The 20,214-nt window shown below is 71.2% G+C and carries 23 protein-coding genes; 13 read left to right on the forward strand and 10 right to left on the reverse strand.

Annotated elements, in window-relative coordinates; genetic code table 11:
* Positions 1-76 precede the first annotated feature (76 nt).
* Entirely contained in the window at positions 77-319 is a 243-nt protein-coding gene (locus tag NAG42_RS42770; protein ID WP_250038271.1) for a hypothetical protein, read from the forward strand.
* A 16-nt stretch (positions 320-335) separates the two neighbouring features.
* Entirely contained in the window at positions 336-1,181 is an 846-nt protein-coding gene (locus NAG42_RS42775) for an alpha/beta fold hydrolase (protein ID WP_250038272.1), read from the forward strand.
* A 10-nt stretch (positions 1,182-1,191) separates the two neighbouring features.
* Here NAG42_RS42775 and pip read toward each other — a convergent pair whose 3' ends face one another.
* Positions 1,192-2,181, reverse strand: coding sequence for a prolyl aminopeptidase (gene pip / locus NAG42_RS42780; protein WP_250038273.1), 990 nt, complete (start codon positions 2,179-2,181; stop codon positions 1,192-1,194).
* Between the two features lie 69 nt (positions 2,182-2,250).
* On the opposite strand from pip, the gene NAG42_RS42785 reads away from it, so the two are divergent.
* Both NAG42_RS42785 and NAG42_RS42790 read left to right on the forward strand, forming a co-directional pair.
* Positions 2,251-2,745, forward strand: a complete 495-nt coding sequence (locus tag NAG42_RS42785; protein WP_250038274.1) for a hypothetical protein — start codon at positions 2,251-2,253, stop codon at positions 2,743-2,745.
* Positions 2,711-3,214, forward strand: a complete 504-nt coding sequence (locus NAG42_RS42790) for a hypothetical protein (RefSeq protein WP_250038275.1) — start codon at positions 2,711-2,713, stop codon at positions 3,212-3,214. The genes NAG42_RS42785 and NAG42_RS42790 overlap by 35 nt, the downstream gene beginning before the upstream one ends.
* Here the strand turns inward: NAG42_RS42790 and NAG42_RS42795 are convergent.
* Complete coding sequence (locus tag NAG42_RS42795; RefSeq protein ID WP_250038276.1) at positions 3,211-3,747, reverse strand: hypothetical protein; 537 nt, start codon at positions 3,745-3,747, stop codon at positions 3,211-3,213. The two genes, NAG42_RS42790 and NAG42_RS42795, sit on opposite strands and share 4 nt — an antisense overlap.
* A 55-nt stretch (positions 3,748-3,802) precedes the next feature.
* On the opposite strand from NAG42_RS42795, the gene NAG42_RS42800 reads away from it, so the two are divergent.
* Positions 3,803-4,201: an ester cyclase gene (locus NAG42_RS42800; protein ID WP_250038277.1), complete on the forward strand. Its 399-nt coding sequence runs from the start codon at positions 3,803-3,805 to the stop codon at positions 4,199-4,201.
* On the opposite strand, the gene NAG42_RS42805 is transcribed toward NAG42_RS42800, so the two are convergent.
* Entirely contained in the window at positions 4,198-5,025 is an 828-nt protein-coding gene (locus NAG42_RS42805) for a LysR family transcriptional regulator (RefSeq protein WP_250038278.1), read from the reverse strand. The two genes, NAG42_RS42800 and NAG42_RS42805, sit on opposite strands and share 4 nt — an antisense overlap.
* A 68-nt stretch (positions 5,026-5,093) precedes the next feature.
* Between NAG42_RS42805 and NAG42_RS42810 the strand changes: the two genes are divergently transcribed.
* Entirely contained in the window at positions 5,094-5,816 is a 723-nt protein-coding gene (locus NAG42_RS42810) for an SDR family NAD(P)-dependent oxidoreductase (protein ID WP_250038279.1), read from the forward strand.
* On the opposite strand, the gene NAG42_RS42815 is transcribed toward NAG42_RS42810, so the two are convergent.
* Positions 5,817-6,632: an SAM-dependent methyltransferase gene (locus NAG42_RS42815; RefSeq protein ID WP_250038280.1), complete on the reverse strand. Its 816-nt coding sequence runs from the start codon at positions 6,630-6,632 to the stop codon at positions 5,817-5,819.
* A gap of 55 nt (positions 6,633-6,687) precedes the next feature.
* Here NAG42_RS42815 and NAG42_RS42820 point away from each other — a divergent pair, with 55 nt between their 5' ends.
* Positions 6,688-7,440 (forward strand): SAM-dependent methyltransferase, encoded by a 753-nt coding sequence (locus NAG42_RS42820; protein WP_250038281.1) that lies wholly within the window; start codon positions 6,688-6,690, stop codon positions 7,438-7,440.
* 4 nt (positions 7,441-7,444) lie between these two features.
* Complete coding sequence (locus tag NAG42_RS42825; protein WP_250038282.1) at positions 7,445-8,128, forward strand: SDR family oxidoreductase; 684 nt, start codon at positions 7,445-7,447, stop codon at positions 8,126-8,128.
* Positions 8,129-8,135: 7 nt separating this feature from the next.
* Here the strand turns inward: NAG42_RS42825 and NAG42_RS42830 are convergent, their stop codons facing one another.
* The 4 genes from NAG42_RS42830 to NAG42_RS42845 form a co-directional block, all read right to left on the reverse strand.
* Positions 8,136-9,221, reverse strand: coding sequence for an LCP family protein (locus tag NAG42_RS42830; protein ID WP_250038283.1), 1,086 nt, complete (start codon positions 9,219-9,221; stop codon positions 8,136-8,138).
* Between the two features lie 2 nt (positions 9,222-9,223).
* A complete protein-coding gene (locus NAG42_RS42835; RefSeq protein ID WP_250038284.1) occupies positions 9,224-10,012 on the reverse strand; it encodes a polysaccharide deacetylase family protein in 789 nt (262 codons plus the stop codon).
* Positions 10,013-10,150: 138 nt separating this feature from the next.
* Positions 10,151-10,984: a GNAT family N-acetyltransferase gene (locus NAG42_RS42840; RefSeq protein ID WP_250038285.1), complete on the reverse strand. Its 834-nt coding sequence runs from the start codon at positions 10,982-10,984 to the stop codon at positions 10,151-10,153.
* Positions 10,985-11,063: 79 nt separating this feature from the next.
* Positions 11,064-11,918 (reverse strand): phosphatidylinositol-specific phospholipase C/glycerophosphodiester phosphodiesterase family protein, encoded by an 855-nt coding sequence (locus NAG42_RS42845; RefSeq protein WP_250038286.1) that lies wholly within the window; start codon positions 11,916-11,918, stop codon positions 11,064-11,066.
* A gap of 92 nt (positions 11,919-12,010) precedes the next feature.
* Between NAG42_RS42845 and NAG42_RS42850 the strand changes: the two genes are divergently transcribed.
* The 5 genes from NAG42_RS42850 to NAG42_RS42870 all read left to right on the forward strand — a co-directional run bounded on the left by NAG42_RS42850 (position 12,011) and on the right by NAG42_RS42870 (position 17,659).
* Positions 12,011-12,577, forward strand: coding sequence for a hypothetical protein (locus tag NAG42_RS42850; RefSeq protein WP_250038287.1), 567 nt, complete (start codon positions 12,011-12,013; stop codon positions 12,575-12,577).
* Between the two features lie 98 nt (positions 12,578-12,675).
* Positions 12,676-13,428, forward strand: a complete 753-nt coding sequence (locus NAG42_RS42855) for an STAS domain-containing protein (protein WP_250038288.1) — start codon at positions 12,676-12,678, stop codon at positions 13,426-13,428.
* Positions 13,429-13,469: 41 nt separating this feature from the next.
* The gene (locus NAG42_RS42860; protein ID WP_250038289.1) at positions 13,470-14,126 is read left to right on the forward strand and encodes a TetR/AcrR family transcriptional regulator; all 657 of its coding nucleotides are present in this window, start codon (positions 13,470-13,472) and stop codon (positions 14,124-14,126) included.
* On the forward strand, positions 14,119-16,530 hold the full coding sequence (locus NAG42_RS42865) for an MMPL family transporter (RefSeq protein WP_250038290.1): 2,412 nt from the start codon (positions 14,119-14,121) through the stop codon (positions 16,528-16,530). Before NAG42_RS42860 ends, NAG42_RS42865 begins: the two co-directional genes overlap by 8 nt.
* Before the next feature lie 226 nt (positions 16,531-16,756).
* On the forward strand, positions 16,757-17,659 hold the full coding sequence (locus NAG42_RS42870; RefSeq protein ID WP_250038291.1) for a DUF5996 family protein: 903 nt from the start codon (positions 16,757-16,759) through the stop codon (positions 17,657-17,659).
* Here the strand turns inward: NAG42_RS42870 and NAG42_RS42875 are convergent.
* Together NAG42_RS42875 and NAG42_RS42880 are read right to left on the reverse strand one after the other, a co-directional pair.
* On the reverse strand, positions 17,656-17,823 hold the full coding sequence (locus tag NAG42_RS42875; protein ID WP_250038292.1) for an SAM-dependent methyltransferase: 168 nt from the start codon (positions 17,821-17,823) through the stop codon (positions 17,656-17,658). The two genes, NAG42_RS42870 and NAG42_RS42875, sit on opposite strands and share 4 nt — an antisense overlap.
* A 150-nt stretch (positions 17,824-17,973) precedes the next feature.
* Positions 17,974-20,193 carry a hypothetical protein gene (locus NAG42_RS42880; protein ID WP_250038293.1) on the reverse strand — a complete coding sequence of 740 codons (2,220 nt, stop codon included), beginning with the start codon at positions 20,191-20,193 and terminating at the stop codon, positions 17,974-17,976.
* Between the last annotated feature and the right edge of the window lie 21 nt (positions 20,194-20,214).

A 20,214-nucleotide genomic window follows, 5' to 3' on the forward strand; every position in this document is an offset into this window, starting at 1 on the left:
TCATCTGAAAGGTGACTCAGCGGCTCCGTGAATCGTCCGATCGGTAGGGCGTGGCCGTTCTGTCCCGGGTGACCAGGTGGCGACCGGCGTCCCGGGCCGCGGTGGTGCTCGTGGCGCTGGTCGTCGTCAGTCAGCGGCGGCCTTCCTGACCCGGCTGGCCGAGATCCGCGGCCACCACCGCTGGTCGTTCGCGGCCGAGATCGTCATCGTGGTGTCGGCCGACGTCTGGCTGATCGGCCTGGGCATGACCGGGGCGAGCCTGCTGCCATCCCTGACGTTGCCGCCGCCGCCCGCGGCGCCCTACGCTGCCCCCAGGTGATCAAGGGGGGCCACGGGTGAGCTGGGTTCGGGGATCGGTCGTGGCCGGCGACGGCCACCGCATCGGATACGAGATCTGCAAGCCGGTGGCGGACCCGGAGCGTCCGGCCACCATGGTCTTCCTGCCCGCCCTGGGCGTGCCGCTGTCCTACTACACCCACCTGTTCGACGTCTGGACCGGCGACGGGCATCAGGTCGTCGGTGTCGAGCACCGCGGCCAGCCGCTGAGCCCGATCACCGGCATCCGGCGGGGCCGGTTCGGATACAGCGACATGATCCGCCGGGACCTGCCCGCGATCTTCGACCTTCCCGAGGTTCGCCGCGCACCCCGGGTGGTGCTGGTCGGGCACAGCATGGGCGGTGCGCTGGCCCTGCTGTCGGCGGCCGCGGGCACGGTCTCGCCGGACGCGATCGTCACCGTGGCCACCGGCACGAGCTGGTGCAGCGCCGAGTTCGGGACCCGGCGCCGGGTTCAGCGCTACCTCGGGATCCGGGTGGTACGAGCCGTCACCGGTGTCCTCGGCTACTGGCCCGGCCACCGGCTCGGGTTCGCCGGCCGGCAGCCCAGCACGGTGATGCGCGACTGGGCGTACGAAGCCAGCCACGGCCGGTTCCGCCTGCACCGGGACCCGTTCGACTACGAGACCGCGCTGTCCCGGCTGAGCACGCCCCGGTTGATGCTCGGTATCGACGGCGACGATCTGATCAACCCGCGCGCGGTGGCCCTGCTGGCCAAGCGGGCCGCCGACGCCGCCCGGCTGCAGGTGCGGGTGTCCGGCGACGTGAACCACTTCTCGTGGGCCCGCCGCGCCCCCGCCGACGTGGCCCGGCCGATCGGTCAGTGGCTGGCCCAGCTCACCTGACGCCGGGTGCCTACGTCGGCGCGGGCTCGCGGAGGAGGTCGGCGAAGCGGTCCGTGCTGCGGATCAGCTGGTCGGTGATGCCCGGCTCGAGGGAGGAGTGACCGGCGCCGGCGACCATGTGCAGCAAGGCTTCGGGCCAGCGGCGCGCGAGATCCCAGGCGGTCACCGGCGGGCAGCACAGGTCGTAACGCCCCTGGATGATGGTGGCGGGCAGGTGCCGGATGCGGTCCACCCCATCGAGCAGCTGGGTCTCCGAGGTGAAGAACCCGCCGTTGACGACGTAGTGGGCCAGGATGCGAGCCGCCGGCAGGACCGTGTCGTCGGCGGTCAGGGTGGCGATCAGTCCCGGATCGGGCGTCAGTGAGGAATTGACCGCCTCCCAGCGCATCCACGCGTCGGCGCAACGCCGGGCGGCCTCGAGGTCCTCACCGGTCAGCCGGCGGTGGTACGCCGCGAGGATGTCGTCACGCTCGGCGGCGGGAATCGGGTCGATGAAGCGTTCCCACTCCTCGGGTTGCAGGTGGTGCAGGCCGCTCTGATAGATCCAGTCCCGCTCGCTGCGGCGGACCAGATAGATGCCCCGCAGGATCAGTCCCGTCACCCGGGCCGGATGGTTCTGGGCATAGGCGAGTCCGAGCGTGGACCCCCACGAGCCGCCGAAAACGAGCCAGGCCGGCACCCCGAGGCGCTCCCGGATCGATTCCAGGTCCTCGACGAGGTGCCACGTGGTGTTGTCCCGCAACTCACCTCGCGGGGTGCTGCGCCCCGCGCCCCGCTGCTCGGGCAGGATCACCCGATACCGCCCCGGGTCGAAGAAGCGCCGCATGACCGGGGCCAGCCCGCTGCCCGGCCCGCCGTGCACGAAGACCACCGGAATGCCGGCCGGATTCCCGGCCTCCTCCACATACAGGCGATGCCCGCCGCCCACGTCGATCCGGTGAGTCGCGTACGGCTCGATCGCCGGATACAGCTCGCGCAAGGGCTCCGCCGCAGTGGTCACCCGGCCCACCATATCGATGGTCCGGCATCCCGGTCCTACAATGCTCCCGACACTGTGGAGGTGCCGGGGATGCATGAGCTGGACTCGGTTCTGATCGACACCAGCACGCTGCTGCACCTCCGGCTCGACTCGTTCGACTTCCCGCATGACGGGCGCCGGCTGGACACCGGCGCGATCGAGGCGCTCGTCCTGTTCGACCATGTGCTGCTCGACGCTCCCTCGATCGGGGACCCGGCCGCGTCACCGCTGGCCTTGCGTCCCGGCCGGTTGCCGTGGCACATCCGGCAACACCTGCACGAATTCCTGTCGATGGAGGACCTGGGGGACAGCGTCCGCTATGTCAACCGCGACCCAGTCGACGTCGAGCTGACCTACCGCCGAGCGCTGACCCTGGTCGAGGAGATCGACTGGACGCCGGAGACCGCCGACCTGCTGGGCTTCCACGTGGATCGCGACCACGCGTTCGAGGTGGGCATCGAGGTGCTCCCGTCGAGCGACTGGAGCGAGGTCGCCCGGCAGCTGAACGACGATGATCTGCTACGCCAGATCGTCTCAGCGGGGTGACTACGGCTACGCCCGCACGATCTTCGACATCTTCGACGAGCGCGTGCGAGGCGCGTACCTGGACCGCAGGCAGCGCTGGCTCGGCGGGGCGCAACCGGTGCTGCCCGTGCCGGCGCTGGCCCGTTACGTGTGCCGCGAGGCCGCACGCCGCGGCTGGAGCCTGGGCCGGACGATCGCCTGGCTACGGACGCAGCCCGAGGTCAAGGCGTTCCGCAAGGGCATGAAGGGTCTGGCCGCGCACGTCGGGGCCAACGACGGCGCGCGGGTCGACGCCGTCCTGGCGGAGCTCGAGCGGGCCGCGGCCGAGTGGAGCAGACAGCTGGGCACGAGGATCAGTCCGAAACATTTCTCCCTGCAGGTGGCCCTGCCCTTCGTTCAGCCGGCGGTCGACTTGCCGCTGCCGCTTCCGGCGCACACACCAGCGCAGCGCCTCCTCGTCCTGATCGACATCATGATGCGCAATGACTAAGCCGGCACGCTGCCGGCCGCTCGCAGCAGTCGGTGGGCCCGTTGCCGGGCGCGGTGCTGGGCCCGGAGCATGACGGCGCCCAAGCCGATCCAGAACGCCACGCCGAGCCACCACAGCGGCTCGCCGGTCAGGGCCAGCCAGGCGGCCAGGCCACCGGCGACGACCACCAGCCCCACCACGGCGAGCGGGCTGTTGGCGCGCCGGAACTGGCTGCGGGCCAGGTTGACGGCCGCCTCGCGCACCAGCGGGTCCTCCGGCCGATGCCCGTGGACCAGAGCACGGCGTACGGCCAGGCGTTGATCCTCATCGAGCGGCCGGCCGCCGACCTGGGACAGCCGTCGTTCTTCCTGCGCCATCAGCACGCCCATGATGAGGCCGAACGCCACCCCGGCGAGCAGACCGATCACCGCCGACACCCCCCAGGGCGCCGGATCCGACGACAGGCGCGACCATCCGGCCATGCAGCCGCCGAAGAGCACTCCGGCCAGGACACCGCGGCCCCAGGCCGGCATACGGAGAAGTCGATCCCTCATCCTCCGACCATGCCCACTGCCGTCGTGGGCCAACCCTGCGTGTGATCATGGGTTGATGGCTCCTGAACGCGCCGACCTGATCGCCCTGTACGAGCGCTACCTCGACTGCTGCAACCAGCACCGCTACGAGGACCTCGGCGAGTTCGTCTCCGAGCAGGTGACCGGGTCCGGGCCGGTCGACGGGCTGGCCGCCTACATCGACGGGGTCAAGGCTGTCTGCACGGCCTTCCCCGACTACCGCTGGGAGTGGCGGCACCGGGTCGTCGAGGGCGACACGATCGCCGTGCGACTGATCGGTCAAGGCACGCACACCGGGACCTTCAGCGGCATCGCCGCTACCGGCCGGAGGATCACCACCCAGGAGCTGGTCATGTACCGGTTCGCCGACGGCAAGATCGTCGAGTGCTGGGGGGATCTCTTCCCGGTGGTCCGGGACGCCCTGGGCGGGGCCTAAAGACGCGTCGCCACGGCGACCAGGCCGGCCAGCGCCCGCGAACGGCTGTGCGGCGGCCAGGCGATCACCGTCGTGACCAGGGGAGCGTCGAGCACGGGCACGGTGGTGAGGCCCTCGTGCAGGGTGGCCCGGACCGACTCGGGCAGCACGGTCAGGGCCCGGCCCAGCGCGACCAGCTGAAGCAGCTGCACGGCATCGTGCACCTCGGGCCCCGGCCCGGCCGGGTAGGAGCCGTCGCGGTGCGGCCAGCGCGCCAGCGGGATCTCGGCCAGATCCGACATCCGCAGGCCCGGCCGGGTGCTCAGCTCATGCCCGGCCGGCATCACCAGCACCTGCCCCTCGGTGCCCAGCTCCTCCAGGTCGAGTCCGGTCGTCGAGTCGAACGGCTTGTGCAGCAGCGCCACGTCGGCCCGGCCGTCGCGCAGCTGAGCCTCCTGCTGGCCGGCGGGGCACAGCACGACGTCGACGGTGACCGCACCCGGTTCGGCGGCGTAGGCGTCCAGCAGCTTGGGCAGCAGCTCGCCGGTGGCGCCCGCCTTCGACACGAGCACCAGGCCCGGGGTCTGCGACACCCGTCTCGTACGCCGCTCGGCCGCCGCCACCGCGTCGAGCGCCACCCGGCCCTCGCGCAGCAGCACCGCGCCCGCCTCGGTCAGCGTCACCGAGCGGCTGGTGCGCCGCAGCAGCTCCACGCCGAGGCGGCGCTCGAGCTGGCCGATCGCGCGGGACAACGGCGGCTGGGCCATGCCGAGCCGTTGCGCCGCCCGCCCGAAGTGCAGTTCCTCGGCGACCGCGACGAAATAGCGCAGCTCCCGCGTTTCCATACCCCTACGGTATCGCCGCGGACTCAAACGGTGTTGGTCCGATCCGCCGCCGCGGACAGGATCGATTCATGAGTGACGTGACAACCGCGCTGGTCACCGGCGCGAACAAGGGCATCGGGTACGAGATCGCGGCCGGGCTGGGCGCGCGGGGCTGGGCCGTCGGCGTCGGCGCCCGCGACCGGCAACGGCGGGACGCGGCCGTCGAGAAACTGCGGGCCGACGGGGTGGACGCGTTCGGCGTACCGCTGGACGTGACCGACGACGCGAGCGTCACCGCCGCCGCGGCCCTGCTGGCCGACCGCGGCCGGCTGGACGTGCTGGTCAACAACGCCGCGATCACCGGCGGGAGGCCGCAGGAGCCCACCCTGGTCGACCCGGCGATGGTCCGCACGGTGATCGACACCAACGTGCTCGGCGTCATCCGGGTCACCAACGCGATGCTGCCGCTGCTGCGCCGCTCACCCGCGCCGCGGATCGTCAACATGTCGAGCAGCGTGGGCTCGCTGACCCTGCAGAGCCGGGGCACCGACGAGACCGGGCCGATCTCCGCCGCGTACGCGCCGTCCAAGACCTTCCTGAACGCGGTCACCGTGCAGTACGCCAAGGAGCTGCGCGACACCGGCATCCTGATCAACATGGGCTGTCCCGGATTCGTCGCGACCGACCTCAACCACTTCAGCGGGCACCGCACCGCCACCGAGGGCGCGGCGATCGCGATCCACCTGGCCACCCTGCCCGCGGACGGCCCGACCGGCGGCTACTTCGACGACAACGGCCCCGTCGCCTGGTGATCAGGGCTTGCGGCCGACCGCCGTCCAGATGTTGATGTCCGAGCGGGCCGGGATCTCCGCGCCCGGCTCGGGCCGCCACTCGCTGGCCGGCACGACGCCCGGCTCGACCAGCTCGAGGCCCTCGAACAGCTCGGCGAACTCGGCCTGGGGACGGGTCCACACGTCGGGCTTGCCCTGCGCGATGAGCTGCTGATAGAGCGCCTGCTGCTCGGGGGTGCCGAAGTCGGAGGTGGCGTGCGTGGCCACCAGGTAACTGCCCGCGGGCAGGGCGTCGAGCAACTCGCGCACGATCGGCTGGGCCGCGCCGTTGCCGTGGATGAAGTGCAGCACGGCGATCAGCATCAGCCCGATCGGCTGGTCGAAGTCGAGGGTCTCGCGCAGCGCGGGATTGCCCAGGATGTCGCCGGGCCGGTGGAGATCGGCCTCGATGTAGGCCGTCTGCCCCTGGGGACTGCTGTTGAGCAGGGCCCGGGCGTGCACCATGACCAGCGGGTCGTTGTCGACGTAGACGATGCGGGCCTCCGGCGCGACGCGCTGGGCCACCTCGTGCGTGTTGTCGGCGGTGGGCAGGCCGGTGCCGATGTCGAGGAACTGCCGGATGCCCGCCTCGGCGGCCAGGAAGCGGGTGGCCCGCTGCAGCAGCGCCCGGTTGGCCAGCGCGCCCAGCCGCACCTTGGGGAAGAGCTTCTGCAGCTCGTCGCCGGAGGCCCGGTCGGCGGCGAAGTTGTCCTTGCCGCCGAGCCAGTAGTTGTAACGCCGGGCCGGGTGGGGCACGGTCGGGTCCAGGCCCGCCGAGGCTGCGCTGGTGTGATCCACAGCGGCACTGTATCGCCCGTTCCCCCGCACTGTCCCACCGGTCCACAATGGAAATATGGATGAACTCGACACCGGCGTCCCGCAAACGGCGCGTATCTGGAACTACTGGCTCGGCGGCACCGACAATTTCGCGGTGGATCGCCAGGTCGGCGACCAGATCCGCGAGGCGTTCCCCGACATCGCCGACAACGCGCGGGCGTCCCGTGCCTTTCTCGTACGAGCCGTCACCCAGGCGAGTGAGGCCGGCATCCGCCAGTTCCTGGATGTCGGCGCCGGCCTGCCCACCGCCGACAACACGCACGAGGTGGCCCAGCGCGTCGCGCCCGAGTCACACATCGTCTACGTCGACAACGACCCGCTCGTCATGGCACACGCTCAGGCCCTGCTCACCAGCACGGCCGAAGGACGGACCGCTTTCGTCCAGGCGGACGGGCGCGATGTCGAGGCGGTGCTGGCTCAGGCGTCCGGCACCCTGGACTTCGGCCGGCCGGTCGCTCTGATCATGTCCGGCCTGCTGGGTCACGTGACCGACGACGACGCCGCCGCCGAGATGGTGCGCGCCTATGTCGAAGCGCTCGCCCCCGGAAGCTATTTCATCGCTCTCGACGGCTCCCACAGCATCGAGCACGCCGAGGCCGAGACGATCTGGAACGAACAGGCCAACCCGCCGTACGTGTTGCGCGGTCACGCCGGATTCGCCCGATTCTTCGACGGGCTGAGGCTGGTCGAGCCCGGCGTGACCTCGGCCCCGCAATGGCACTCGTCCGGCCGGCCCCTCGACGTGGTCTGCGGAGTCGCGATCAAATGAGGTCGTGACTTCTTCCCGTACGGCGTTGATCACCGGCGGTCTGAGCGGGCTCGGCGCCGCGGCCGCCACCCGCCTGCGCGCGGAGGGCCTCACCGTCCTCACGCTCGATGTCGCCGAGGGGGCCGACCTGCGGGCCGACGTGTCCGACGCGGCGGCCGTCCGGGCGGCCGCGGCCCAGGCCGGCCCGGTCGACATCCTGGTTAACTCGGCCGGCATCGTCGGCCCGAACGCGCCGCTGTGGGAGATCCCGCCGCCGGAGTGGGACAGGGTCTTCGCCGTCAACGTCCGCGGCACGTTCAACACGTGCCAGGCCTTCGTCCCGCACATGCGCGCCCAGGGCTGGGGCCGGGTGGTCAACCTGGCCAGCATCGCCGGCAAGGACGGCAACCCTCAGATGAGCCCCTACTCGGCCTCCAAGGCCGCGGTGATAGCCCTGACCAAGTCCCTCGGCAAGGAGCTGGCCACCAGCGGTGTCCTGGTCAACGCCGTCGCCCCCGCCGTGATCGACACCCCGATGAACGCCGCCACCGACCCCGCCGCCCTGGCCCACATCACCGGCCTGATCCCAATGAAGCGGACCGGCCGCCCGGAGGAGGTGGCCGAACTGATCGCCTGGCTCACCTCCGACCGGGTCAGCTTCTCCACCGGTGCTGTCTACGACATCAGCGGCGGCCGCGCCACGTATTGAGTGCCCCTCAGCGGCCGTGCCGCACGTCGTTCGGCGGGTGGTCCCGCATGTACTGATCGAGCCGTCCACCGCGCAGCGCGGCGAACAGTTCCCGGCAGCGCTCCGCGTCGGGCACCATCACCGCGCCGACCCCGGGCACGTCCCGGTTCTCGGCGATGGGCAGCGTCACGAACGTCAGGTCCTTCGACCGCAGGTGGCGCAGCGTGAACGCGAGCCGTTGCACCGGCATGCGCCGGTCGACGGTGAGCATGCCGGCCGCGGTGCGGACCAGCTTGTCCAAGCCCTGCGGGTCGGTGAGCAGGTTCTGCTCGGCGATCTTGTCGGCCAGCGCCCGCAGGTACTGCTGGTGCCGCGCGGACCGGTCGATGTCGTCGTGGGGCAGGCCCCGGCGCTGGCGGACGTAGAACTCGGCGAGCTTGCCGTCGAGGTGCACCTTCCCGGCCGGGAAGGCGACGCAGCGGCGCGACCGGCCCTGCGGGTCGGTGCACGGCGCCGACGGGTACGGACTGCCGGCGGGCAGGAAACGGTAGGAGTCGACGGTCGCCTTGTCGATCACCACGTCGACGCCGCCGACCAGATCGGTGAGCTTGCGGATGCCGGCGAAGTCCACGATGACCGGCCAGTCGATGGTGATCCCGCCGAACCGGTTGATCGTCTGCACGAGCCGGGGCGCCCCGCCCCACGCATAGGCCGCGTTGACTTTGTTGCGGTCGCCGCGCTCGCCGTCGGCCGTGGCGATCGGGAGATAGGTGTCGCGCGGGATCGAGATCACGTACGCCCGGCGGGTCGACGCGGGCAGGTGGATCAGGATGACGACGTCGCTGCGCCCGTCGCCCGGTGCACCCTTCGTGCGGCTGTCCGAGCCGATGAGCAGCAGGTTCATCGGCCCGCGGACCTTGGGCGGCTCGGTCGGCCCACCGGCGGACCGGGTCGGCGCGGGCGGCAGCAGGTCGGCGCGTTCGACCGCACCCTCGTACCGGCCGGCGAGCAGCCGCGTCCCGGCCACGGCGGCCGCCGATCCGGTGACGAGCACGGCGAGGACCACGGCCAGGATCAACCGCGGGCGGCGCCACAGAGGACGACGTTCGGGCATGCTCACACCCCCACGAACCGGTAGCCGCTGTCGATCAGTATGGGCAGGAAACCGCGCAGTGCGCTCACCGTCTGGGAGCGATCTCCGCCACCGTCGTGGGCGAGCACGATCGACCGGTTGCCGACCTGGTCGAGCACCTTCGAGCGGATCCGGCTCGCGCCGGGGTTCTCCCAGTCGCGCGGGTCGACGTCCCAGGCGATCGACGTCTGCCCGAGGGCGGCGCACACCTGGAAGACCGTGGGCGACCAATTCCCGTACGGGGCCCGGAAGAGGCCCGGGATCCGGCCGGTCGTCGCGGCGACGGTGTCCACCGCCCGGCCCACCTCGGTGCGCACGCGGCCGGCGGGCAGATGCCGGAGGTTCGCGTGCGACCAGGTGTGCGTGCCGACCGCGTGCCCGTCGTCGACGATGGCGCGTACCAGGTCGGGGTGCGCCGCCGCACTCTGCCCGATCACGAAGAAGGTGGCCTTGACGTGGTGTTTCCGCAGGATCTTGAGCACCTGCGGGGTGTACGCCGGATGGGGGCCGTCGTCGAAGGTGAGCGCGACGACCTTGGTGCCGCCTTGTGCCGGCACGACGTACCGCGGCTTCTTCTGCACCGGGATGCGCGGCAGACCGGTCGGCGACGGTGACGCCGACGGCGGCAGGGGTGGGGCCGAGGAAGGCGCCGCGACCGTGGCCGGTGGCCCGGACGGGTCCGGCTGCGGCTTGGCACAGGCACTCAGCAGGGCAAGACCGCCGAGCGACAGAAGTACGCGCCTGCTGGCGGTCCGTTGTCGTTGCGTCGTCACATCCACCACCTCCGGCTCCGCGTTCGCGGAGTAGCCGGAAGTCTGGTGACGGGTTGTCAGGAACTGATGAGAAGCCCGCCTCGCCGGGGCTTTCTCACATTCGGCCCGCCGGGGTAACCCGCAGGCCGGTCCACCACGTCAGGCGGGCACCGCCTTGACCAGGACGGCCCGCGTGTAGAGCAGGTCGAACCCTTGCCTCTGCACGTTGTGCTGGGACCGGGAGCCGGGCTGGGTGGTGACGACGGCGAGGTCGCAGCCCTCGTCGGCCGCGTCGGCCAGCCGGGCCGACAGCAGCGCCGACTGGACGCCGCGGCGGCGGTGCTCGGGGCGGGTCGCCGCGCCGGTCAGCTGGGCCACGCCGTCCACCACGTGCATGCTGGCGCCGCCGGCCGGGACCCCGTCCCGCGTCGCGAGGTAGTGGCGCAGGCCGGCCGCGGCCATGTCCCGCATGGCGTTGAGCACCGCGGCGCGGGGAAACTCCTCGTGCGAGGCGACGCCCTGGGTGTCGGCCACGGCGAACGCGTCGGCGACGAGCTCCAGCCACGCGTCGAACTCGTCCGCCGTGGTGCGGCGTACCTCGACCCCGGAAACGGTCCCGGTCACGGGCGCGAGCCGGCAACCGAGCACGTTCTCGAACGACACGAGCCGATAGCCGCGCCCGGTCAGCAGCTCACCGATCGCCGGGTCGGCGAGAGTGGACACCTCCGCCTGGACCGGGCTGCCGCACACCGCGAAGGCACGCTCCATCACGGCGAGGTCGGCCGCCGCCGGAACGCCGCCGAAGCCCAGCCCGGCCACCTTGTTGAGCGGCGAGTCCGCGTCGGCGAAGCTCGCCACCCCGCCGCACAGGGGCCGGGCGAACCCGCGGGGGTCGGCGCCGCGGCGGCGGGCGGCGTCGCTGCCGCGGGCGATGAGGTCCGCTTCGAGACGCTCGAGGCGCGCCGCCAGTTCGACGTCACAGAACAAGGTCATCGGATCGCCCGCTCGTGTCCACACCGTGAATCTGGCACTTCGCCGCCCGGCCGACAACCGGGTATTGCCGTGCGGGTCGTCAGGCGGCGGCTCGGACCGGGGAACGGCCGCGCAGGAACGCTTCCAGGCCGGCCAGGTCGTCGGTGTTGATGTGGTCCACGTCGGCGGCGACCAGCTCCTGCCAGAGCGCGTCGCGTTCCGGGCCGGCGGTGTCCGGGGTGGCCCAGAAGCGGACCCGCTGGTTGTTCCGGTGCGCGTCCTGGACGAACTTGTGCAGCTTGGCGCGTTCGGCGGACGGGAACGGGCCCACCCCCTGCCAGGTGAACAGGGTGGTCCAGTTGTCGCTGATCAGCGGGATGAACGACGCGGGCGCACCCGAGTTGAGGTCGGCGGCGCGGCCGTCGTAGAAGGCGTACCGCACCTTCTGCGCGGCCATCAGGTCGCGCGGCCGGTCACCGCTGATCACCACCGTCACCGCGTCGCGGAAAACCCTTCCCCCGGCGTACGTCGTGAGAATGCGCCGATAGTGCCGGAGCACCCGGTCGAGCTCGGTGTAGGTCGCGGCGCCGGTGTTCTTGATGTCGACCAGCAGTTGCAGCGAGATCGGGCTGTGGCGGTAGACGTGGCCGTGGTTGGCCCGCACCCGGCGCACCAGCGGATCCAGGTAGAGGCTCTGCAGCGTCCGGCCGGGAACCACGTCCTGAGGATCGTGGGCGACGAGCAGTTGCCCGTCGACCAGATAGATGTCGGCCTCCACACTGGTGAATCCGTGGGCCAGGGCGTCGGCCAGCGGACGCTCGTGCTCGTAGTCGTTGTGGGCGTGCGCGCGGGCCAGCGGCCGCACCCCGTGGTGGCCGTCCGCCTGCGCCGCGGCCGGGGCGAACACCAGCATGGCGCTGATCGCGGCGATCAGGCTGAGAACTCGGCGAGTCATCCGTCTTCTCCCGTCATTCATCGACGGCAATGACTCTATGGGGTGATGCCGGCGTCACCCGTGAACCGCCGGTGAAAGTTAAGGTGGCGGCCATGACGGCGAACTCGCGCATCAAGCCGGTCGAGCGGGCGACGAAGCGGTCGTGGGACGAGTGGCTGGCGTTCATGGACGGCATCGGCGCCCGGGATCTCGACCACAAGCAGATCGCGCTCAAGGTGTATTACGAGCTCGAGGGTGCCGGCGTCGAGCCGCTGGGCTGGTGGACCCAGGCCGTGACCGTCGCCTACGAGCAGTTCATCGGGCGGCGCATCCCCGGCCAGCGCCCCGACGGCACGTTCCAGATGAGTGTCAGCAAGGCGACGAAGCTCGGCATGCGGGAACTCATGGACGCCTGGACGCTGTTCGCGCGGGAGGACGCGTTCGTGTCGGCCTTGATCGTCGGTGATCCGAAAGTCAGCGGAACCGACCGGCGGATCACCTGGCGGGCCAAGGTCGCCGACGGCTCCTCCGTCGTTGTCACCAGCGAACCCAAGCCCCACGGCACCGCCTCCATCGTGGCCACTCAGATCGGCCTGCCCGGCCCCGCGGAGAACGACGAGGCGCGCGCGAACTGGACCGCCGCCGTCCAGCGTTTCCTGGTGCGCGGAGCATCCGCCTAACGGGCGATAGGCGTACGACCAGGGATTGCGCCGGGATGGGGCGCGGGCGTTACGTGAATGGCGCTATCGGCAGGGAGGGTGCGAGCAGAGGGCTGCGAATGCTGAAGACTGTGATCGACCGGAATCTGGACAGCGGGGTCACGACCGTACGCCTCGACGGCGCACTGTCGCCCGGCACTGTTCCCGAGGTCGGCACGGCGATCGCCAAGGCCGCCGCCGAGTGCCCGCCGGCCGTGATCGTGGACCTGGCCGGGCTCGGCCACGACGACGACGCGGTGCTGAGCGTGTTCGCGACCATCACGCACGACGCCCAGCTGCACTGGGGTGTGCCCGTGCTGCTGTGTGCGGCTGCTCCCGGCGTACGGGAAGGCCTGGAAACTTTCCGCACCTATGTGGCGCTGTACGAGGACCGGTCGCACGCGATGATCGCCGTGCACGCGAACGTGCCCCGCTGGGTGCGCCGGCACCTGCTGCCCGACCCGGGCAGTGCCGCCATCGCCCGCACCGTGACCGGCGAGGCCTGCCTGACCTGGGGCGCGGGGGAGCTGTACGGCCCGGCCCGGCTGGTCGCCAACGAGCTGGTGGCCAACGCGATCGTGCACGCGAGGTCCGAGTTCGACCTGACCGTGGTGCACACCGGCCGCTACCTGCGCATCGCCGTCCAGGACGGCAGTACCGACATGCCTCGATGCCCCGAGCGGCCGGCCGTGAGCAGCACGGTCATGCGCCCGGGGTCGGGCCGCGGCCTGCGGATCGTGGCCGCGACGGCCACGCACTGGGGTGCCACCCCGCTGCTCGCCGGCAAGATCGTGTGGGCGCTGATCCGCTCGGGCGATGCGGTGCGCGACTGACAGTTTGCACTAAGTGCAACGGTGCATTTAGTGTAACTACTGTGGTGATCAACATTGATCAGCCCGATCGGCGGGCGGCGCTCAAGGCCCGGCACCGGCGGGCGATCCTCGACGCGGCCCGGGCGCTCATCGACGAGGGCGGCCCGGCGCGGTTCAGCGTCGATCAGCTCGCCGCCCGGGCCGACGTCTCCCGGCGCACGATCTTCAACCACTTCGCCTCGATCGACGACGTGGTCACCACGGCCTGCACCGAGATGCTGGGCGCGGTCATCGACAACTTCCGCGAGCTGGTGTCGGCCACACCGATCGGGCCGGGCGACCGCACCTCGATGTTCGAGGCCGTGTCGGCGGCGCTGCGGGCGACCGACGTGCCCAGCACCATCGCGTTCCTCTGGCAGGCCCTGGGCGGCTTCAGCGCCGACGACCCGCGGCCCCAGCAGATCTTTCAGGCCACGTTCTCCCGGACGACGGCCGACCTCGCCCGCGAGCTGGCCGAGCGCAACGCCGATCGTGACCCCCTCGAGGCCGAACTGCTGGTCAGCTCGCTCATGCACGGCACCGAAGTGATCGCCCAGCACTGGCTGGCGGCCACCGGCGCCGCCACCGACGGCCCGGCCCGCGCCCTGTGGGACGAGCTGCTCGACCGGCTCATCGAAACCATCCGATCCGGCTACCGGAAAGAACGGAACCATGGCTGAGCTGCTCTACCGCCTGGGCCGCGCCTGCGCCCGGCGGGCCTGGACCGTGGTCATCGCCTGGATCGTGGTGCTGGGGCTGTCCGTCGGCGCCTACTTCGCGTTCGGTGCTGCCCTGTCGTCGCAGGTGACCATCCCCGGCACCGCCACCGCGAAGGTCACCGACCAGCTGGCCGGGAAGTTCCCGAGCGCCAGCGGCGGCACCGGCTCGCTGGTCTTCCACACCAGCGGCGGGTCGGCCTTCACGGCCGGGCAGCGGACGGCGATCGGCCGCCTGCTCGAGACAACCAAGCAGCTCGACGGCGTGGCCGCCACCAATGACCCGTTCGCGACCCAGCAGCAGCTCACCGAGCAGACCGCGAAGCTGGAAGCCGGCCGGCGGCAGCTGGCCTCCGGCCGGACGCAGATCGAGCAGGCGCAGCAGCAGCTCGCCACCCAGCCGGCCGCCCAGCGCGCGGCCCAGCAGCAGGCGCTCGACACCAGGAAGGCCGAGCTGGACGCGCAGAGCACCCAGCTCGACCTGTCGGCACAGCTGCTGGCGATGTCGTCCGAGATCCGTACGGTGTCGCGCGACAACACCACCGCCATCGCACCCGTCGTCTTCACCGCGGCGCAGCTCGACGTCACCCCCGAGACCAAGCAAGGCGTCGTCGACCACGTCAGCGCGGGTGTGCCCGCCGGCGTCGAGGTCGACTTCTCCAACGAGATCACCCAGAGCGTCCCCGAGATCCTGGGCGTGGGCGAGGTCGTCGGCGTGATCATCGCCGGGATCACGCTGATGGTCATGCTCGGCACCCTCATCGCGGCCGCGCTGCCCATCGTCAGCGCGCTGGCCGGCGTCGGCATCGGCGTCACCGCGTCGCTGGCGCTGTCCGGCGTCGTCGACATGCTCTCGATCACGCCGGTGCTGGGCGTGATGCTCGGGCTCGCGGTCGGCATCGACTACTGCCTGTTCATCCTCAACCGGCACCGCCGCCAGTTGCTCGACGGTGTGCAGCTGCACGAGTCGATCGGCCTGGCCAACGGCACCTCCGGCAACGCGGTCGTCTTCGCCGGATCGACCGTGCTGGTCGCGCTGCTGGCCCTGAACGTCACCGGCATCGGGTTCCTCGGCCTGATGGGCACGGTCGGGGCGATCTGCGTCGCCGTGGCGGTGATCATCGCGATCACCCTGACGCCGGCGCTGCTGTCGCTGCTCGGCCCGCGGATCCTCAGCCGCCGGGCGCGGGCAGCCCTCGGGCACACGCGGCACGCCCAGTCCTCGGCCCAGCCCATGGGCACGGGGCGCGCGATCATCACCGTGATCGCCGGACTGGCCGCGCTGGTGATCATCGCCATCCCGGCCCTGTCGATGCGGCTGGGGCTGCCCGACGGCTCGTCCGAGGCCGAGGACTCGACCCAGTACCAGGCGTACACGCTGATCGAGGAGAAGTTCGGTGCGGGCGTCAACGGGCCGCTGCTCGTCGTGGCCGGCCTGCCCGCCCCGATCACCGAGGACCGGCTGATCGCCGAGCAGGTCCGGATCGGCGGCGCGCTGCTGAAGCAGAACGACGTCACCGCCGTCGCGCCGATCGGGCAGTCGTCGGACGGGACGCTGCTGGCCTTCCAGGTCGTCCCGGCCCAGGGCCCGTCCAGTTCGTCGACGGAACAACTCGTCCGGGATCTGCGGGCGCTGTCCCCGCTCGGCGGCGACGGCGACGTGACGCTGGGCGTGGCCGGCAGCGCCAGCGGCAACATCGACATCTCGGAGCAGTTGTCGGACGCGTTGCCCGGTTATCTCGGGCTGGTCGTCGGGCTCTCGCTGATCATCATGATCTTCGTCTTCCGGTCGATCCTGGTGCCGGTCACCGCGACGCTCGGCTTCATCCTGTCGCTGTTCGCCACGTTCGGCGGGCTGACCGCGATCTTCCAGTGGGGCTGGCTGGGCGCGGTCTTCGGCGTGCACGACCCCGGCCCGGTGCTCAGCTTCCTGCCGACCATCCTGATCGGCATCCTGTTCGGGCTGGCCATGGACTACCAGCTCTTCCTGGTGTCGGGCATGCGCGAGGCGTACGCCCACGGCGCCTCGCCCCGGGTAGCCGTCCGCCAGGGCGTCCGCGCGGGCCGCACGGTGGTCATCGCCGCGGCCATCATCATGATCTCGGTGTTCGGCGGCTTCATCTTCTCCAATTCCGCGATCATCCGATCGCTCGGCTTCGGCCTGGCGTTCGGCGTGCTGGCCGACGCCTTCCTCGTCCGCATGCTGCTGATCCCCGCGGTGATGCACCTGCTCGGCCGCTCGGCCTGGTGGATCCCCGGCTGGCTCGACCGCATCCTGCCCGACGTCGATGTCGAGGGCGCCGCCCTGGAACGCAACCACCCACCCGCACCCGCACCGCCGGCCGATCCAGCCGCCACGTCCCGCTGACCCGCCATCCCTAATCCCTTCCCTCCCGGCCATCCCTGACCCCCTCCCTCCCGGCCATCCCTGACCCCCTCCCTCCCGGCCATCCCTAACCCCCTCCCTCCCGGGGCAGGCGAACCTTATGACTTGTTCCAGGAGCGGGGTGGGCGTTGTCCACAGGCCCCGCACGTCACCTTTTCGCTGTCCACAGGTCTGCCCGCTCGGCGCCCGGGCCTGGCAGTCTTGAGCGATGGACAACGCGATCACCCATCCGTGGCCCCGGCTGCGTGTGGCCGACTGGGCCGACACGCGCGACACCTTGCACATGTGGACGCAGATCGTCGGCAAGGTGCGCATGGCGTATGCGCCGGCGGTCAACCACTGGTGGCACGTCACGCTCTATCCCACCGCGCGCGGTCTGAGCACTTCCGCTGTGCCGCACGGCGGCGGTGTGTTCGACATCGAGTTCGACTTCCTCGAGCACCAGCTGCACCTGCGCACCAGCGACGGCGGCTCCCGCGACATCACCCTCGAACCCAAATCCGTGGCCACCTTCTACGCCGAGACGTTGGAGGCGCTGGCCGCACTCGGTCTCGAGCCGGCGATCCACCCGGTGCCCAACGAGGTCGAGTCCGCGATCCCGTTCGCCGACGACCACGAGCACAAGACGTACGACGGCCAGGCGGCACAACAGTTCTGGCGTCAGCTGTTGCAGGCTGAGCGGGTGCTGGGCCGGTTCCGCTCCGAGTTCGTCGGCAAGGCCAGCCCGGTCCACTTCTTCTGGGGCGCGATGGATCTGGCCTACACCCGGTTCTCCGGCCGGATCGCCCCGCCGCACCCGGGCGGCGCGCCCAACTGCCCGCCCTGGGTGATGCGGGAGGGCTATTCGCACGAGCTCGCCAGCTTCGGATTCTGGCCCGGGGGCGGGGCGGAGGGCGCCTTCTACGCGTACGCCTACCCGGAGCCGCCCGGTTATGCCGAGCGCACGTCCGCGTTCTACGACAAAGCGCTGCAGGAGTGTGTGCTGCCTTACGAGACAGTCGCCGACGCCGCTGACCCCGATGCGGTCCTCACCGAGTTCCTGCGCTCGACCTACCGGGCCGCCGCCGACCTGGCCGACTGGGACCGCCCGGCCCTGGAGGTGGTGGATTAGCGCTTACGGGCGACGCCGGCGTACATCGACACCTCGTCGGCCGGAGGGCGTGGCGAGGCCTCGGTCTCGTCGCGCCACTCGGGGAGCGGGACGACGCCCGGCGTGACCGGTTCGAGGCGGTCGAAAAAGGCGGCGACCTCGGACCGTGAGCGCGGACGGCCCATCCGTGCCGGCCCGAGGTGATGGCGGCGGCCACGTCGGGGGCGAGGATGTAGTCGTAGCGGCGCGCCGGATGAGGCACGAAGCCGCTCATTCCGGGAGTCCAGGGAGCAACCCTCCCCGCTGAACAGCCCCGCAAGGTCAGCCGTCGGAGCTCAGTCGGTCGGCGTGCTGGGCCGGCTGCCGGGCTTCGGGTCGTCGGGGAGCCGGAGCTCGGTGGTCGGCAGCTCCCAGATGGTGCGCGGGTCGTTGAGCGGTTTGCCGTGCCACATGCGGACGTCGATGGTCGGCCGGTGCAGGTCGCCGCGTACCACTCGGGCCACCTTGCCGGTCGAGAGGGTGAACTCCGGCAGGCTCAGGTTCCTCAGGTAGTCGCCCGGGCCGGGCCGGGCGGGCAGCAGGGCGTCGGCCAGCAGCACCGCGTCCCAGGCCGGGATCAGATAGGTGCCGAGGTCGTTCGCGTCGCAGGGCTGGCTGGTCAGCTTGGCCGCGGCGTCGAGCGGGCACGCGTTGGGCAGCTGCCCGTCGGAGATGTTGTCCGCGCGGTCGGCGCAGGCGAACGGTCCCTTGAGCTCGACGAGGTCGCCGAACTTCTCGATCTGCCGGGTCAGAGTCCCGTACGCCTGCTCGGTGAGATCGGCGCAGCCGGGGCCGCCGACGTTGTAGTTGACCGCCCAGTCCGCGTTGCTGACCGCCCTCAGCTGGTAGTTCGCCATGAAGCGGCTCACCGACACGTCGGCGATCACCAGCCGGGGCCGGGAGTGTCCGCAGACGTCGTTGATCCGCTGCACGAACTCCGAGAAGCGGGTCCACCGGTCGGCGAAATACACCACCGCCGGCGGCTTGCCCCGGTCGGACTCACAGATGGAGTCGTCGATCCGGTCCAGCGCGGGCACGTGCCGGGCGGTCGAGCCAGGCTTGGCCTTGACCGCCGCCAGCAGGTCGTTGACCAGTGACGTCGTGTACTGGTCGGTCGGGTTGGGCTGCTGGTAGATGTCCAGCCGGTAGCCGTCCGGATAGGCGTGGGCCAGCCGTTTCGCCGCGTCCGCCGCGTAGTCCATGTTCCACGGCGCGAGCTGCAGATAGCCGGGCTTGTCGACGAACTTCTCGCCCGGTGCGCCCAGGTCGGCCAGCAGGTTGGGGGCGATGACCGGGATGCCGGCCCCGAGCAGGCGGTTGATCGCGCGCTGGGTGACGTCGCGGCTGTCGCCACCGCCGATCACGACCACCCGGTCGCCCAGCGCGGGCCGGCGCTTGACGATCATCGAGGCGACGTCGTCGGCGTGCGCCACGTCCTGCCCGGCGTCGGCGACCACCACGTGCACCCGGTGCTTCGTGGTCGCGCCGATGTGCGACTGGGCGTACAGGAAGGCGCGCAGCTGATCGCGCTCGGAGGGATAGTCGCGGCCGTCGGCGCACTTCGCCGGGTCGCCCTTCAGCGGCTCGCAGGAGAGCGCGCCCAGCCACACGACGGTCAGGTCGCCCGGCTTCAGCGGCTCGTTGGTGTCGAGGATGCGGCGCTGCAGCTCGGTGGTGATCGGGTCCTTGCCGAAGGCCGACGCGGCGAACACACCCGCGTCGGCGCTGTCGATCAGGCCGTAGCAGCGGCCGTCCGCGGTGGCCCGCAGCGTCGTGATCCCGGTCGAGGTGGGCAGCGTGTAGCAGTTGTTGACCACGCCGGGCAGCCACTCGTCGCGGGTCCAACCGAGGAAGCTGAGGAACAGGGTCAGCACGGCCAGCACGGCGTGGTGCGCGGGTTTCAGATCCGGCCCCTTGACCACGCCGACCAGCTTGTCGGAGATCACGATGGGCAGCACGATGGCGGCGACCGAGATGCCCAGTGCCCGCGCCTCGGAACTGCCCGCGAAGATGTCGGCGATCACGACGGTGGCCAGCGCGAAGACCACGGCGATGCCGCCCAGTAAGCCGACCAGCTTGAGGTCGGCGGTGAGCAGCACGGTCACCACGGCCAGCCCGATCGCGACCACGATGGTGCCGACCCCGACGTAGCCGGTGATCGCGGCGTGCACGATCAGCACCAGCAGGGCGAGCGCGGCCACCTGCCCGGGCCGGGAGCTCACGGTCAGGAACTCGGCCAGGCGGGATCGCGGCGCCGAGAGCTCCGGTTCCGTTTCCGGCTCCGGTTCGGGCTCGGGTTCGGCCACCGGATCGGACATCAGCGTGCGCATCCGCTCGACGGTCCAGAGCACCCCCCACAGCACGGCCGTCCCGCTCAGCACGAGCGCGACCGCCTGCCAGCCGGGTGATCCGGACAGCAGGGCGCGGCCCAGAATCGCCGTGGCCAGGGCGACCGCGGCCAGCCGGAGCAGGACGTCCCCGCTCAGGAGCGAACGCAGCAACTGCCGGAACCGCATCGACACCCCTCTCAGTACTGA

This window comes from Paractinoplanes maris (genome assembly GCF_023544465.1).
Classification (GTDB): Bacteria; Actinomycetota; Actinomycetes; order Mycobacteriales; family Micromonosporaceae; genus Actinoplanes; species Actinoplanes maris.

What these genes read in the sequence shown, in the direction of transcription:
- NAG42_RS42785 (WP_250038274.1), top strand. Translation starts at nt 2,251, where the DNA reads ATGCATGAGCTGGACTCGGTTCTGATCGACACCAGCACGCTGCTGCAC.
- NAG42_RS42790 (WP_250038275.1), top strand. Translation starts at nt 2,711, where the DNA reads ATGATCTGCTACGCCAGATCGTCTCAGCGGGGTGACTACGGCTACGCC.
- NAG42_RS42795 (WP_250038276.1), bottom strand. Translation starts at nt 3,747, where the DNA reads ATGAGGGATCGACTTCTCCGTATGCCGGCCTGGGGCCGCGGTGTCCTG.
- NAG42_RS42800 (WP_250038277.1), top strand. Translation starts at nt 3,803, where the DNA reads ATGGCTCCTGAACGCGCCGACCTGATCGCCCTGTACGAGCGCTACCTC.
- NAG42_RS42805 (WP_250038278.1), bottom strand. Translation starts at nt 5,025, where the DNA reads ATGGAAACGCGGGAGCTGCGCTATTTCGTCGCGGTCGCCGAGGAACTG.
- NAG42_RS42810 (WP_250038279.1), top strand. Translation starts at nt 5,094, where the DNA reads ATGAGTGACGTGACAACCGCGCTGGTCACCGGCGCGAACAAGGGCATC.
- NAG42_RS42820 (WP_250038281.1), top strand. Translation starts at nt 6,688, where the DNA reads ATGGATGAACTCGACACCGGCGTCCCGCAAACGGCGCGTATCTGGAAC.
- NAG42_RS42830 (WP_250038283.1), bottom strand. Translation starts at nt 9,221, where the DNA reads ATGCCCGAACGTCGTCCTCTGTGGCGCCGCCCGCGGTTGATCCTGGCC.
- NAG42_RS42840 (WP_250038285.1), bottom strand. Translation starts at nt 10,984, where the DNA reads ATGACCTTGTTCTGTGACGTCGAACTGGCGGCGCGCCTCGAGCGTCTC.
- NAG42_RS42845 (WP_250038286.1), bottom strand. Translation starts at nt 11,918, where the DNA reads ATGACTCGCCGAGTTCTCAGCCTGATCGCCGCGATCAGCGCCATGCTG.
- NAG42_RS42850 (WP_250038287.1), top strand. Translation starts at nt 12,011, where the DNA reads ATGACGGCGAACTCGCGCATCAAGCCGGTCGAGCGGGCGACGAAGCGG.
- NAG42_RS42855 (WP_250038288.1), top strand. Translation starts at nt 12,676, where the DNA reads ATGCTGAAGACTGTGATCGACCGGAATCTGGACAGCGGGGTCACGACC.
- NAG42_RS42865 (WP_250038290.1), top strand. Translation starts at nt 14,119, where the DNA reads ATGGCTGAGCTGCTCTACCGCCTGGGCCGCGCCTGCGCCCGGCGGGCC.
- NAG42_RS42870 (WP_250038291.1), top strand. Translation starts at nt 16,757, where the DNA reads ATGGACAACGCGATCACCCATCCGTGGCCCCGGCTGCGTGTGGCCGAC.
- NAG42_RS42875 (WP_250038292.1), bottom strand. Translation starts at nt 17,823, where the DNA reads ATGGGCCGTCCGCGCTCACGGTCCGAGGTCGCCGCCTTTTTCGACCGC.
- NAG42_RS42880 (WP_250038293.1), bottom strand. Translation starts at nt 20,193, where the DNA reads ATGCGGTTCCGGCAGTTGCTGCGTTCGCTCCTGAGCGGGGACGTCCTG.